Genomic DNA, 13658 nt, shown 5'->3' on the forward strand with positions numbered 1-13658 from the left:
CTGATTGTCATGGTGGCGAGCCGCGAGGATATCAGGGACTTTCTCCGACGCGAGCGCGACTGCGTGCTTGTGGAGGTGACCGGTGCCGCCGGTTCGACGCCACGCGATACCGACGCCTGGATGCTCGTCGCCGCCGATAGCCTGTTCGGCACGATCGGCGGCGGGCAACTCGAATACATGGCGATCGACCATGGCCGGCGGGCGCTGAAGCGCGGCGACGCGCCGGAGGCGATGACGATCCCGCTCGGACCGGAGATCGGCCAGTGTTGCGGCGGGCGCGTGGCGCTTGCCTTCACACGAATCGATCGGGAGAAAGCCGCCATGCTGATTGAATGCAGCGACCTGGAAATCGCCAGCCGGCCGCATGTCTATGTCTTCGGCGCGGGCCATGTCGGCGATGCACTGGTGATGGCGCTCTCCCTGGTGCCGGTGCGCACCGTTCTCGTCGATACCCGCGAGAACGAGCTTTCGGCCGTTGCCGACATTCCCGGCATCGAGACCTGCCTGACGGCGATGCCGGAGGCAGTGGTGCGCGACGCGCCTCCCGGCAGCGCCTTCGTCATCCTCACCCACGACCACGCGCTCGACTTCCTGATCGCGGCAGAAGCGCTTCGCCGCGACGATGCCTCCTATGTCGGTATGATCGGGTCGAAGACGAAGCGCTCCACTTTCAAGAACTGGCTGTCGCGCGAGATCGGTCGACCGGACCTCTTCGACCGGCTGGTCTGCCCGATCGGCGGCACGACGGTGAAGGACAAGCGGCCAGCGGTGATCGCTGCGCTTGCCGCCGCCGAAGTCATGGCGGCTGCGCTCAATTTTCGCCAGCCGGTACAAGCGGACATCTCGCGTCGGCCGGCTGCCGCCAAGCTTGCTCGTTAGCAAATCCGCCCGTCAGCGGAGCGCCGTTTCGCCCCGGTGCGCACCGCTGAGGTGGAGCGCAAAGCCGTTGATGCGCGGGTCGCCGACCTCCGGTCGGAGTTCAAGCGTCGGGATCGCATAGTCCCCGCCGTTCTGCCGGCGATAGGGAATGGGCGCAGTTGTCGCGAGCGTGTGCATTCTTTCTTTCAGTTGTTCCGCTGTGGCTTGAAAACCAGCGTCGTCAAGGCTGTCGACGCGGTAGGCGACGAACGGCGGGAGCACGTCGTAACCGGGATAGAAGAGGATCCCGTGGTTGATCGGGAAGAGCAGGTCGTCGATCGGCCCGTTCACGCCCCGCGGCGAATAGTGCTCCTCCCAGCCGCCCGTCGTCACGACAAGCATGGCGCGTTTGCCGGCCAGCGTTCCCTCGCCGAAGCGCCTGCCCCAATATTTGTCGCTGTGCTCGCCGACGCCATAGGCAAAGCCGTAGGCATAGACGCGATCGACCCAGCCTTTCAGGATCGCCGGCATTGAATACCACCACAGCGGAAACTGCAGAATCAGCGCGTCGGCCCAGAGCAGCTTTTCCTGCTCGGTCTTGACGTCGGCGGTCAGCGTATCGGTGGCAAAGGCCTCCTTCGACGCGCGGCTCGGCTTGAACCGGGCATCGGGGGCAAGGGCCGGAAAATCGGCGCGACCGATCTCGGACTTCCATCCCTCGGCATAGAGATCGGTGACACGAACCTCGTGGCCTTCGGCTTCGAGCGTCTTGACGGCGATATCGCGCAGCGCGCCGTTCAGTGAACGCGGTTCGGGGTGGGCATAAACAAGCAGAACTTTCATGGTCGATATCCTCGGTGCCATCAACTGAGACTCTAGGTAGACCGCCGCAGCCCTATGCGGTAGATATCAGCAATGCATAGGATAATGCCGAAAAATGGATAAGTCTGATGTTACGCTTGAACGCATGCGCACCTTCGTGCGCGTCGCCGAGCGGGGCAGTCTTTCGGCTGTTGCACGTGAGCTCGGCATCGGCCAGTCGACAGTGACGCGGCAGCTGCGAGAGCTCGAGGAAGCGATCGGCGTGCCGCTGCTTAGCCGCACCACCCGTCGCGTCACGGTGACCGACGAAGGCGGTCGTTACTACGCCGATAGCGTCCAGATCCTGCGACTGGTAGAACAGGCCGGCGACGAAGCGCGCGGTGCGCGTGGGGCTGCTGCCGGTACCATTCGTGTGTCCTGCACGTCCGCATTCGGAGTGCTGCACGTTGCCCGGCTGATCTTTGCTTTCCAGGACAGGCATCCCGACATCGGCGTCGATCTGAGCCTGACCGACGAGCGCATCGACCTCGTGCGGGAAGGCATCGACGTCGCGTTGCGGCTCGGGCCGCTTAGCGACAGCTCCATGAAGCTTAGGCCGCTTGGGCAGAGCCGGCGTCTTCTGGTGGCTGCTCCGGCCTACCTGGCCGCGCGCGGATTTCCGCGCGCCCCAAGCGACCTCTCGGCGCATGAGGGGATCCGCATGTCGAACATTGCCGGCAGTGACAGGCTCAACTTCGAAGCCACAGACGGGCGGCATCTGTCCGTGCCCTTCGGTGGACGCCTTCGCATCGATCATGGGCTTGCTGCACGTGAGGCCCTCGTCGCCGGCCGGGGCATCGCGCCTGCCCACCGATGGCTCGTCGACGATCTGATTGAGGCCGGCGTGTTGGTACCGCTGCTTCCGGACTATTCATTGCCTGCGGTGCCGCTCAGCCTGCTGATCGTGCCGGAACGCTCTGGCATCGCCCGTGTTCGTCTGTTGGTTGATTTCCTGGTCGAGGCGATCGGCAACCTTCCGGGGATCGAGAGGTCCAGAGCCTAGCGGCCTCGGCCGTCCGCCAGCTGCGACAGCGTGATCCCTAACCCGAATGGATCGGTCGCATGACCCGTGCGCCGTAAGCCATACCACAAATGTGTCGCTTACCCTTTGCTTCCGGATCTGCCTATCATCAGTAGTTTCTAAAATAAGGTTGACGCTGAGGTCGACCTTAGCGGAAGTAACGCGTCCAGGATTTTCTTTAGTGCTTTTCAGACAAATCGCGTTTTACGCAATTGCACAGAGACGGGGACGCATCAGATCGGGAGACGACTATGAAGAAACTGACGCGTGCTCTGCTCTTGTCCACGGCATTCGCGGTGCTGACGCACTATAGCGCGCCGTCCATGATCGGCGTTGCCCACGCCGATGGGGGTACTACCAGTGGTGAAGGCAGCACGGGCGGCACCGGTGGCGACGGCGGGACTGGCGGCACCGGAGGAACCGGTGGTGATGGTGGTACGGGCGGTGATGGCGGTACGGGTGGTACCGGCGGTGACGGTGGAACGGGGGGCGATGGCGGCACGGGCGGCACCGGTGGTGATGGCGGCACGGGCGGCGATGGTGGTGGCACCGGCGGCGATGGCGGTGGCACCGGTGGTGACGGTGGTGGCACGGGCGGTGACGGTGGTGGCACGGGCGGTGATGGCGGCGGCACGGGTGGTGATGGCGGCGGTACCGGCGGCGATGGCGGCGGCACGGGTGGTGACGGTGGTGGTACCGGCGGCGATGGCGGCGGCACGGGTGGTGACGGTGGCGGCACCGGTGGCGATGGCGGCGGCACCGGTGGCGATGGCGGCGGCACCGGCGGTGACGGCGGCGGTGGCGGTGGCGGCAAGCCCAAGCACGCCAACAACGGCTTCGGCAACGGCGGCGGTGACGGCGTTCCCGGCAAGTCGAAGCACAGCGACGTGAAACGCTGATCTCTGAAAAATATTGAGGGCGCGCCGCATCGGCGCGCCCTCTTTCTTTTGCAAACCACGTTGAGATCGCCCGGTGCCGGGCGAAAGAATCAGCTCTCCGTCGATAGGAGCCGCCGGCAGGATGCCTAGGGTGTGCAGTCTTGCTCCTTGGCCCAGGCCGAAGCGGCCGGAAGACGAATGGTCAGGCCAGCATTCCGTTGATCAGGCGCTGACAGCGCTCGGCCATGTAATCGATCATCAGTCGCACCTTCGGGTCCTGGAAGCGCTTGTGCGGATAGATCGCCGCAAGCTGCACGCTGAGCGGCGGTGTGTCGACGAGGATCGGCACGAGTGCGCCGGAATTGATGTGCGCCTTCACCTCGAACAGCGGCTTGTTGATAATGCCGCGGCCGTCGAGCGCCCACTGCGTCAGAACGTCGCCGTCGTCGGAATCATAGGGTCCGGTGACTTCGAGCTTGCGCACGCCTTCCATGGTCTGGAGCGTCCAGAAATACTCTTTCGAACCGGGATACCTGAGCAGCAGACAGTCGTGCTTGTCGGCGATGAGTGCGTCGGGCGTCTGAGGGATGCCCCGCTTCTCGAAATAGGCAGGCGCACCGCAGACAACGCGCTCGCAATTCATGATGCCGCGCATGCGCAGGTTCGAATCTTCGAGGATGCCGAGCTTGAAGGCGACGTCGACGCCTTCCGACAGGATATCGACATTGTGGTCCGACAGGCGAAGCCGCACTTCGATGTCGGGATACTTGTCGTGAAACTCCGGAATGCCCGATGCAATCAGCCGCCGACCTATCCCCAAAGGAGCGGTAATCTTCAGCGCGCCCTTCGGATTGCGCGAGAGATCGGCGATCGCATTTTCTGCTTCGTTGACAGCCTCGAGGATCTTCACCGCGCCGTCGTAAAAGACGCGACCGTGCTCCGTCGGGGTCAGCTTGCGCGTCGTCCGATTGAACAGGCGAACGCCCATATGGCGTTCCAACTCTTTGATTCTATTGCTTGCAACCGCCGGCGTCACGCGCTGGTCGCGACCCGCTGCCGACAGGGTTCCAAGCTCTACGACGCGTACGAAGACGCGCACATTGTCCAGATAAGACATGCCTCCGTCCCACTCCTTCAGGCTCTCTCTAGCCTATCCATTCCGTCGCTATTTTATAGATTTTTTTGAAAGTGTTGGTGAAGCAGCGACGTTCCCGCGACCTCCAGCAATGACACATAATGGTCCGAGGAGAAATGGGAGAATTTCATGTACGACTATGCCATCGCCTGGGATTGGCTGACCTTTGCCGTGAGATGGCTGCACGTCATCACCGCCATTGCATGGATCGGTTCGTCCTTTTACTTCGTCGCCCTCGACCTCGGTCTGAAGAAACATCCCGGCCTGCCGGTCGGCGCCTATGGCGAAGAATGGCAGGTGCACGGTGGTGGCTTCTACCACATCCAGAAATACCTGGTTGCGCCGGCCAACATGCCGGAGCACCTGATCTGGTTCAAATGGGAGTCCTACGTCACCTGGCTCTCCGGCTTCGGCATGCTCTGCCTGGTCTACTACGCCGGCGCCGACCTCTACCTGATCGACCCGAACGTGCTCGACGTCTCGAAGCCGGTGGCGATCGCCATCTCGCTCGGCTCGATTGCCTTCGGCTGGCTCGCCTATGATACGATCTGCAAGTCGCCCTTCGGTCGCGACAACACCCGACTGATGGTGCTGCTCTACTTCATTCTGGTCGGCATGGCCTGGGGCTACACGCAGCTCTTCACCGGCCGCGCAGCCTTCCTGCATCTCGGTGCGTTTACCGCAACGATCATGTCGGCCAACGTCTTCTTCATCATCATTCCGAACCAGAAGGTGGTCGTCGGCGACCTGATCGCTGGCCGCACGCCCGACGCCAAATACGGCGTGATCGCCAAGCAGCGCTCGACCCACAACAACTACCTGACGCTGCCGGTCCTCTTCCTGATGCTGTCGAACCACTATCCGCTGGCGTTCGGTACCCAGTACAACTGGATCATCGCCTCGCTGGTCTTCCTGATGGGCGTGACCATCCGCCACTATTTCAACACCCGTCACGCGAACAAGGGCAACCCGACCTGGACCTGGCTGGTCACTGCGCTGCTCTTCGTCGTCATCATGTGGCTGTCGACCGTGCCGAAGATTCTTGCCGGCGGCGAGGAGGCGAAGATTTCCGCCGCGCAACAGCCGTTCGTCACCGCGGAAGCCTTTGCGAAGGTTCGCGACACGGTGCTTGGCCGCTGTTCCATGTGCCATGCCAAGGAGCCGGGCTGGGAGGGCATCGTCGTCCCGCCGAAGGGCGTGATGCTCGAGACCGACACTGAGATCGCCAATCACGCGCGTGAAATCTACCTGCAGGCCGGCCGCAGCCACGCGATGCCGCCCGCCAATGTCACCGGCGTATCGGACGAGGAGCGGCAGCTGCTCGTCGCCTGGTACGAATCCGTCGTGAATGGAGGAAAGACCCAATGACCGATCTGCTGATCCGCGGCCGTGTGCTGACCTTCGTCGAGGAACCGAAGGGCATCGACGACACCACCTCCTATCGCTACTTCGAAGACGGCGCCGTGCTCGTGCGCGGCGGCAAGGTCGCCGATATCGGTGATCACGCCGATGTCGCCCGTCGTGCCGGTGCCGGCGTCAATGTCGCCGACCATCGCCCTCATCTGGTGTTGCCAGGCCTGATCGATACGCATCTGCATTTCCCGCAGACGCAGGCGATCGCCTCCTACGGCGCCCAGCTTCTCGAATGGCTGAACACCTACATTTTCGTCGAGGAGCAGAAGTTCCGCAAACCGGAGCACGCCGACTTCATCGCCGGCCGCTTCCTGGACGAACTGCTGGCGAACGGCACGACGACGGCGGCCGCCTATTGCTCGGTGCATCCGGAGAGCGTCGACGCCTATTTCGGGGCCGCCGAAGCGCGCGGCATGCTGATGATTGGCGGCAAGGTGATGATGGACCGCAATGCGCCCGATGCGCTGCGCGACACGGCGCAGCAGGGCTATGACGAGACGAAGGCGCTGATTGCCAAGTGGCACGGCCGTGGCCGCGCGCACTACGCCATCAGTCCGCGCTTTGCCATCACCTCGACGCCGGAGCAGATGGAGGCGAGCCGCACGCTCGTCGCCGAGCATCCGGAGTGCTACGTCCAGACGCATCTCTCTGAAAATAGAGACGAAATCGCCTTCGCCACGTCGCTCTATCCGGAAGCGAAGGACTATACCGACATTTACGCGCGCTACGATCTGCTGACGCGCAAGACCTTGCTCGGCCACTGCATCTATCTGAGCGACCGCGAGATTTCGGTACTCGCCGAAACCGGTGCCGTCGGCAATTTCTGCCCGACCTCGAACCTGTTCCTCGGCTCGGGTCTCTTCGATCGCGATCGCTTCGACAAGCTCGGCGCCCGCTGGTCGGTCGCGACCGATGTCGGCGCCGGCACCAGCTTCTCGATGCTGGAGACGATGGACGAGGCCTACAAGGTTCTGCACCTGCAGGGCCAGCGGCTGACGCCATTCAACTCCTTCTACCGCATGACACTCGGCAACGCCCGGGCGCTCGATCTCGACGACCGTATCGGCTCGCTGCATGTCGGCGCGGATGCCGATATCGTGGTGCTTGATAGCCGCGCCAAGCCGTCGATGGACTTGCGCATGCGGGTTGCCGGTTCGCTTGTCGAGGAACTCTTCATCCTGCAGACGATGGGTGACGACCGATGCGTGGCCGAGACCTATGTCGCCGGCAAGCCGATGAAGGGAGCTGCACGCGCTGCGAAGGATGCAGTCACCTCGGCAGTAAAGAGCCTCGAAACGGCCTAAGGCGCGTCCGCCCCTGCTGGCTCGCCAGCATTGCTTATTATTACGCCGCGTGTCCGGATCGGACGCGCGGCGTTTCTGTTGGTCGGGGTTTAAAGCTCTTCCGGTCGCTTGCCGCCCATCGCCTTGGTCAGCGCATCCGCGCGTTCGCGCACGATGGGGCCGAAGGTCGAGAGCTTCTGATCGCTGACGCGGACCGACGGGCCTGAGATGGATATGCCGGCGATCGTTTCGCCATATTCGTTGAAGATCGGAGCGGCGACGCAGCGCATGCCGAGCGTGTGCTCCTCGTCGTCGACCGACCAGCCGCGGTGGCGGATCTCCTGGATATCCTTCAACAGCGCCGGCAGCGTATCGCGCGTCTTGTCGGTGAAATGCGCGAGTTCGCGACCGTGGAGCAGTTGGGCGATCTCCTTGTCGGACCAGGTGGACAGGATGGCCTTGCCGATGCCGGAGGCATGAACCGGACCGCGGCGGCCGGGACGGAAGAAAGCGCGCATCGGCGCGTGGCTTTCGACCTGCGAAATGAAGACGACGTCGCCGCCTTCTTCGATGCCGATATTCGCCGTCTCGCCGCTTTCCTCCATCAGTCCTTTTAGAAACGGCCGACTGATGGTGCCGAGCTTGCGGAAGCGCAGATAGGCGTTGCCGATCTCGAACGCCTTCAAGCCGACTGTCCAGGCGCCCGTGTCCGGGTCGTTCATCACCATGCCGTGGCCGGCAAGCGTTGCCAGCAGCCGGTGCACGGTCGACGGCGCCATGCCGGTCTCGTCGGCGAGCTGGGTGAGGGTTGAGCCGTCGCCTTCGGCCACGACCGTCAAAAGGGCGAGACTGCGATCAAGCACCTGGACGGATGAAGGGGCGGCGTTCTCGCCCGCCTTGCGTCCGCGTTTTCCCCTGCCGTTGCCGTCCATAAAAGCCTCTCTGCAAATCACGTGTCTCGCCCATCATCCTCTATCAGGCCATGCCGCGATTTTCTCCGAATTATTGAAAATCTTTATTTCCACATGATGGAAATGAATTCCATTTGTTTGTTGCGTATCGACGATAATGGATTATTGTTTCAGAAAATTGGAGGAGTTCCCATGGCTAAGATGCGTGCCGTTGACGCGGCTGTTATTGTTCTGGAAAAGGAAGGCATCGACTGTGCCTTCGGCGTACCGGGTGCCGCCATTAATCCGTTCTACTCGGCGCTGAAGGCGCGCGGCTCGGTTCGTCATATCCTGGCGCGCCACGTCGAAGGCGCTTCCCACATGGCCGAAGGCTATACGCGCGCCAAGCACGGCAATATCGGAGTCTGCATCGGCACGTCGGGCCCGGCCGGCACCGACATGATCACCGGCCTCTATTCGGCCTCGGCGGATTCGATCCCGATCCTCTGCATCACCGGCCAGGCGCCGCGCGCCCGTCTCGACAAGGAAGATTTCCAGGCTGTCGATATCGCCAAGATCGCAGCCCCGGTCACCAAGTGGGCGGTTACCGTCATGGAGCCGGCGCTCGTTCCCTTCGTCTTCCAGAAGGCGTTTCACATCATGCGCTCCGGCCGTCCCGGCCCGGTGCTGATCGACCTGCCGGTCGACGTCCAGCTTGCCGAGATCGAATTCGATCCGGACACCTACCAGCCGCTTGAAGCCTACAAGCCGAAGGCGACGCGGGCCCAGGCCGAGAAGGCGATCGCGATGCTGAACGAAGCGGAACGCCCGCTGATCGTTGCCGGTGGCGGCATCATCAACGCCGATGCATCGGACCTTCTGACAGAATTTGCCGAAATCACCGGAATTCCGGTTATTCCGACGCTGATGGGCTGGGGCACGATCCCGGATGACCATCCGCTGATGGCCGGCATGTGCGGCCTGCAGACCTCGCATCGCTACGGCAATGCCAACATGCTCGCCTCCGACTTCGTGCTCGGCGTCGGCAACCGCTGGGCAAACCGCCACACCGGCAACGTTCCGACCTACACGGAAGGCCGCAAGTTCGTTCACGTCGACATTGAGCCGACGCAGATCGGCCGCGTCTTCGCGCCCGATTTCGGTATCGTCTCGGATGCCGGCGCTGCGCTGAAGCTGTTCCTTGACGTTGCGACCGAGTGGAAGACGGCGGGCAAGCTGCGTGACTGGTCCGCCTGGGCGGAAGAGTGCCGCGAGCGCAAGCGCACCATGCTGCGCAAGACCCACTTCGACCAGACACCGCTGAAACCGCAGCGCGTCTATGAAGAGATGAACAAGGCCTTCGGCCGCGACACCTGCTACGTTTCGACCATCGGCCTCAGCCAGATCGCCGGCGCCCAGTTCCTGCACGTCTACAAGCCGCGCAACTGGATCAATTGCGGCCAGGCCGGACCGCTCGGCTGGACCTTGCCTGCGGCACTCGGTGTTCGCGCTGCCGATCCGGACCGGACGATCGTGGCACTCTCAGGCGACTACGACTTCCAATTCCTGATCGAGGAACTGGCTGTCGGCGCCCAGCACAAGCTGCCTTACCTGCATGTGGTCGTGAACAATTCCTATCTCGGCCTCATCCGCCAGGCGCAGCGCGGTCTCAACATGGACTTCGAGGTCAGCCTCGCCTTCGACAACATCAACGCGTCGGGCGATGCGGAGAAGGGTTACGGCGTCGACCACGTCGCGGTTGCCGAAGGTCTCGGCTGCAAGGCGATCCGTGTGCGCAGCCCGAACGAGTTCCAGGAAGCCTTCGACCGGGCGCGCGCGCTGATGGACGAGCACCAGGTTCCCGTCGTCATCGAGTTCATCCTCGAGCGCGTCACCAACATCTCCATGGGCGCCGACATCAATGCGGTCGTCGAGTTCGAGGAACTGGCGCTGCGCGGCGAGGACGTGCCGACCGCGATCACGGCCCTGCTCGACTGAGCCTTGAATGACTGAGGAGATGCGGGCGCTCCGCCGCCCGCATCGCTCACAAGACAAACACAAGGAGGAAACATCGCATGGCGAAGTTCGCTGCGAACCTGACAATGCTGTTCAACGAGGTGCCGTTCCTCGATCGTTTCGCCCTTGCTGCCAAGGCCGGCTTCGAGGGCGTGGAATATCTGTTTCCCTACGAATTCGAAAAGGTGAGCCTGCGCGCAGAGCTTCAGCGCCATGGCCTGACCCAAGTTCTGCACAACCTGCCGGCCGGCAACTGGGCGAGCGGCGAACGCGGCATCGCCATCCTGCCTAACCGGGTCGACGAGTTCCGCAAAGGCGTGGCGAGCGCCATCGACTACGCGACGGCGCTCGACTGCAAGCAGGTCAACTGCCTGGTTGGCATCGCGCCTCACGGTGTCTCTGAACAGGTGCTGCGCGACACGCTGGTCGCCAATCTCAAGCTTGCTGCAAGCGAACTCGGCAAGCAGGGCATTCGCCTGCTCATCGAACCGATCAACGACTTCGATATTCCGGGCTTCTATCTCAACACGGTCGAGCAGGCGGCTTCGATCATTGAGGAGGTCGGCAGCGACAACCTGTTCATCCAGTACGACCTCTACCACCAGCAGCGCACGCAGGGCGAGTTGATCGGCACCTACAAACGCTTTGCCGATCGCATCGTTCATGTCCAGCTTGCCGACAATCCGGGCCGCAACGAGCCGGGCACCGGCGAGATCAACTATCCCTTCGTCTTCGACGCGCTGGAAGCGGCCGGCTACGACGGCTGGATCGGTTGCGAATATAAGCCGCGCACCACGACTGCCGAGGGCCTTGGCTGGCTCGGCGCCGAGCGCCAGCGCACCCAATCCGCAGACATCATCAAGATCAGGAGCTAAACACCATGGCAACAATCGGTTTCATTGGACTGGGTATCATGGGCACGCCGATGGCGCGCCACCTGCAGGATGCCGGCCACACCATCGTCACCTCGAAGTTCGTCATCCCGCCGCGCCAGGAGCTGCTCGACAACGGCCTCAAGTTCGTCGACTCGCCGAAGGCGTTGGCCGAAACCGTCGACACCATCATCCTGATGCTGCCGGATACCCCTGAGGTCAAGGATGTTCTCTTCGGCGAAAACGGCGTCGCCTACGGTCTTTCCAAGGGCAAGCTCGTCATCGACATGAGCTCGATCTCGCCGATCGAGACGAAGGAATTCGCCAAGAAAGTTCGCGAGACCGGTGCCGAATACATCGACGCCCCGGTTTCCGGCGGCGAAGTCGGCGCCAAGAATGCTTCGCTCTCGATCATGGCGGGCGGCGCCCAGGAGAGCTTCGACCGCGCCCTGCCGCTCTTGAAGTTGATGGGCAAGAACATCACGCTCGTCGGTGATTGCGGCGACGGCCAGGTCACCAAGGTCGCCAACCAGATCATCGTTGCGCTGACGATCGAAGCGGTCTCGGAAGCGCTTGTCTTCGCCTCCAAGGCGGGTGCTGATCCGGCGCGCGTCCGCGAAGCGCTGATGGGCGGCTTTGCCTCCTCGCGCATTCTCGAAGTTCACGGCGAGCGCATGATCAAGCGCACCTTCGATCCGGGCTTCCGCATCTCGCTGCACCAGAAGGACCTCAACCTGGCTCTCCAGGGTGCCAAGTCGCTCGGCATCTCGCTGCCGAACACGGCGGCAACGCAGGAACTCTTCAACAACTGCGCAGCCAACGGCGACAGCGGCCTAGACCACTCCGGCCTCGTCCGGGCGCTGGAGCGCATGGCGAACCACCAGGTTGCCTAAGCAATTCCAGGGAACGTGCGAAGCGGTTTTCCGTTAGGAATTGCGCCGCTTTGAAAAGATCAGGCGACGACCTTAAATGCGCATGACTCGTCCGGCGTCCCATTGTGCCGGACCGGTCATGCGTCCGGGCGGCGGTTGGAGGAACCGCCGCCCGAGACTTTCATGCAGTTCCAACCGCGATTTGCGCTGGGATGACATATAAGGATGGAGCGACGCGACATCCTCCAGGGGGAGACCAATGCCAACCATCACCGATCCACGCCGTTTCCTCGAAGCGCTGTTCACCTCGGCCGTTGCCGCGGCTGATCCGGAGAAAGTGATCGCGGCCAACCTGCCGGCGCGACCGAAGGGGCGGACGGTGGTGGTTGGGGCCGGCAAGGGTGCGGCCCAGATGGCAGCCGCCTTCGAACGCCATTGGGATGGTCCGCTCTCGGGCGTGATCGTCACCCGCTATGGCTATGCTGCCCCATGCGAGACGATCGAGGTGCTGGAAGCGTCGCACCCCCTGCCTGATGAAAACGGTTTACTGGCCTCGAAGCGCTTGCTCGCCGAAGTCGGCGGCCTGACGGCGGACGATCTTGTCGTCGCGCTCGTCTGCGGCGGTGGCTCGGCGCTTTTGCCCTCGCCACCACCCGGCTTGACGCTGGAAGACGAGATCGCCGTCAACCGGGCGTTGCTTGCCTCCGGCGCGCCGATCAGCGCCATGAATGCCGTGCGCAAGCACGTCTCGATGATCAAGGGCGGTCGGCTGGCTGCCGCGGCCTATCCGGCCAAGGTCGTTTCGCTGATCGTTTCCGATATTCCGGGCGACGATCCGGCGCTGGTCGCCTCCGGCCCGACACTGGCGGACGCCAGCACGCGCGAGGATGCGCTGACGCTGATCGAGCGCTACAGTCTGAACCTGCCGGCAAAGGTTATGGCGTGGATCAATAGCCCGGAAAGCGCCGCGCCATCTCCTGATGACCCGCGTTTTGCCCGTAACGAAGTCCGGCTGATCGCATCCGCATCCGTCTCGCTCGAGGCCGCGGCTGCAGAGGCGCGTGCCGCCGGCATCGACGCGATCATTCTTTCCGATGCGATCGAGGGCGAGGCGCGCGACGTTGGCGGTGTGCATGCGGCGATCGCCCGGGAAGTCGTCGGCCGCGGTCGACCGTTCACCAAACCGGTCGTCGTTCTCTCGGGCGGCGAGACGACCGTCACCATCCGCGGCAAGGGCAAGGGCGGACGCAACAGCGAATTCCTGCTGGCGATGGCGCTCGGCATCGACGGTGCCAAAGGGGTCTCGGCGCTGGCCGCAGACACCGACGGCATCGACGGCTCCGAGGACAACGCCGGCGCTTTCGCCGACGACACCACCATCGCCCGCCTCGCGGCGCAACGGCTGGATGCCGCGACATTCCTGCAGAAGAACGACAGCTGGTCGGCGTTCGATGCGCTCGGCGATCTCTTCAAGCCGGGGCCAACGGGCACCAACGTCAACGACTTCCGCGCCATCCTGGTGCAGTGATATCCGCGCGGCGGGTGTGTAGCCTGCCTGT

General features: G+C 63.2%; 12 protein-coding genes. 9 read left to right on the forward strand and 3 right to left on the reverse strand.

Annotated features, from left to right (window positions below; all coding sequences use genetic code 11):
- Positions 1–12: 12 nt before the first annotated feature.
- A complete protein-coding gene (gene xdhC, locus ASD63_RS30195) occupies positions 13–879 on the forward strand; it encodes a xanthine dehydrogenase accessory protein XdhC (protein WP_082573035.1) in 867 nt (288 codons plus the stop codon).
- Between the two features lie 12 nt (positions 880–891).
- Here the strand turns inward: xdhC and ASD63_RS30200 are convergent, their stop codons facing one another.
- Entirely contained in the window at positions 892–1701 is an 810-nt protein-coding gene (locus ASD63_RS30200; protein ID WP_060530277.1) for an NAD(P)H-dependent oxidoreductase, read from the reverse strand.
- A 94-nt stretch (positions 1702–1795) separates the two neighbouring features.
- Here ASD63_RS30200 and ASD63_RS30205 point away from each other — a divergent pair, with 94 nt between their 5' ends.
- Together ASD63_RS30205 and ASD63_RS30210 are read left to right on the forward strand one after the other, a co-directional pair.
- On the forward strand, positions 1796–2722 hold the full coding sequence (locus ASD63_RS30205; RefSeq protein ID WP_060530278.1) for a LysR family transcriptional regulator: 927 nt from the start codon (positions 1796–1798) through the stop codon (positions 2720–2722).
- Between the two features lie 269 nt (positions 2723–2991).
- Complete coding sequence (locus ASD63_RS30210; RefSeq protein WP_192441171.1) at positions 2992–3639, forward strand: hypothetical protein; 648 nt, start codon at positions 2992–2994, stop codon at positions 3637–3639.
- A gap of 181 nt (positions 3640–3820) precedes the next feature.
- Here ASD63_RS30210 and ASD63_RS30215 read toward each other — a convergent pair whose 3' ends face one another.
- Positions 3821–4735 (reverse strand): LysR family transcriptional regulator, encoded by a 915-nt coding sequence (locus tag ASD63_RS30215; protein WP_034799367.1) that lies wholly within the window; start codon positions 4733–4735, stop codon positions 3821–3823.
- A 147-nt stretch (positions 4736–4882) separates the two neighbouring features.
- On the opposite strand from ASD63_RS30215, the gene ASD63_RS30220 reads away from it, so the two are divergent.
- Positions 4883–6121, forward strand: coding sequence for a urate hydroxylase PuuD (locus ASD63_RS30220; RefSeq protein WP_060530279.1), 1239 nt, complete (start codon positions 4883–4885; stop codon positions 6119–6121).
- A complete protein-coding gene (guaD, locus tag ASD63_RS30225; RefSeq protein ID WP_060530280.1) occupies positions 6118–7470 on the forward strand; it encodes a guanine deaminase in 1353 nt (450 codons plus the stop codon). The genes ASD63_RS30220 and guaD overlap by 4 nt, the downstream gene beginning before the upstream one ends.
- An 89-nt stretch (positions 7471–7559) precedes the next feature.
- On the opposite strand, the gene ASD63_RS30230 is transcribed toward guaD, so the two are convergent.
- On the reverse strand, positions 7560–8381 hold the full coding sequence (locus ASD63_RS30230) for an IclR family transcriptional regulator (protein ID WP_060521692.1): 822 nt from the start codon (positions 8379–8381) through the stop codon (positions 7560–7562).
- Between the two features lie 171 nt (positions 8382–8552).
- Between ASD63_RS30230 and gcl the strand changes: the two genes are divergently transcribed.
- The 4 genes from gcl (at position 8553) to ASD63_RS30250 (ending at position 13627) form a co-directional block, all read left to right on the forward strand.
- Positions 8553–10337, forward strand: a complete 1785-nt coding sequence (gcl, locus tag ASD63_RS30235; protein ID WP_034799378.1) for a glyoxylate carboligase — start codon at positions 8553–8555, stop codon at positions 10335–10337.
- Between the two features lie 77 nt (positions 10338–10414).
- On the forward strand, positions 10415–11230 hold the full coding sequence (gene hyi / locus ASD63_RS30240; RefSeq protein ID WP_060530281.1) for a hydroxypyruvate isomerase: 816 nt from the start codon (positions 10415–10417) through the stop codon (positions 11228–11230).
- A gap of 5 nt (positions 11231–11235) precedes the next feature.
- Positions 11236–12120, forward strand: coding sequence for a 2-hydroxy-3-oxopropionate reductase (locus ASD63_RS30245; RefSeq protein ID WP_034799385.1), 885 nt, complete (start codon positions 11236–11238; stop codon positions 12118–12120).
- Between the two features lie 238 nt (positions 12121–12358).
- Entirely contained in the window at positions 12359–13627 is a 1269-nt protein-coding gene (locus ASD63_RS30250; protein WP_060530282.1) for a glycerate kinase, read from the forward strand.
- Positions 13628–13658 lie beyond the last annotated feature (31 nt).

The sequence above is a fragment of the Ensifer sp. Root558 genome (assembly GCF_001427045.1).
GTDB classification, from domain to species: domain Bacteria; phylum Pseudomonadota; class Alphaproteobacteria; order Rhizobiales; family Rhizobiaceae; genus Ensifer; species Ensifer adhaerens.

What these genes read in the sequence shown, in the direction of transcription:
- ASD63_RS30210 (WP_192441171.1), top strand. Translation starts at nt 2,992, where the DNA reads ATGAAGAAACTGACGCGTGCTCTGCTCTTGTCCACGGCATTCGCGGTG.
- hyi (WP_060530281.1), top strand. Translation starts at nt 10,415, where the DNA reads ATGGCGAAGTTCGCTGCGAACCTGACAATGCTGTTCAACGAGGTGCCG.
- guaD (WP_060530280.1), top strand. Translation starts at nt 6,118, where the DNA reads ATGACCGATCTGCTGATCCGCGGCCGTGTGCTGACCTTCGTCGAGGAA.
- ASD63_RS30215 (WP_034799367.1), bottom strand. Translation starts at nt 4,735, where the DNA reads ATGTCTTATCTGGACAATGTGCGCGTCTTCGTACGCGTCGTAGAGCTT.
- ASD63_RS30250 (WP_060530282.1), top strand. Translation starts at nt 12,359, where the DNA reads ATGCCAACCATCACCGATCCACGCCGTTTCCTCGAAGCGCTGTTCACC.
- ASD63_RS30230 (WP_060521692.1), bottom strand. Translation starts at nt 8,381, where the DNA reads ATGGACGGCAACGGCAGGGGAAAACGCGGACGCAAGGCGGGCGAGAAC.
- ASD63_RS30245 (WP_034799385.1), top strand. Translation starts at nt 11,236, where the DNA reads ATGGCAACAATCGGTTTCATTGGACTGGGTATCATGGGCACGCCGATG.
- ASD63_RS30220 (WP_060530279.1), top strand. Translation starts at nt 4,883, where the DNA reads ATGTACGACTATGCCATCGCCTGGGATTGGCTGACCTTTGCCGTGAGA.
- gcl (WP_034799378.1), top strand. Translation starts at nt 8,553, where the DNA reads ATGGCTAAGATGCGTGCCGTTGACGCGGCTGTTATTGTTCTGGAAAAG.
- ASD63_RS30200 (WP_060530277.1), bottom strand. Translation starts at nt 1,701, where the DNA reads ATGAAAGTTCTGCTTGTTTATGCCCACCCCGAACCGCGTTCACTGAAC.
- ASD63_RS30205 (WP_060530278.1), top strand. Translation starts at nt 1,796, where the DNA reads ATGGATAAGTCTGATGTTACGCTTGAACGCATGCGCACCTTCGTGCGC.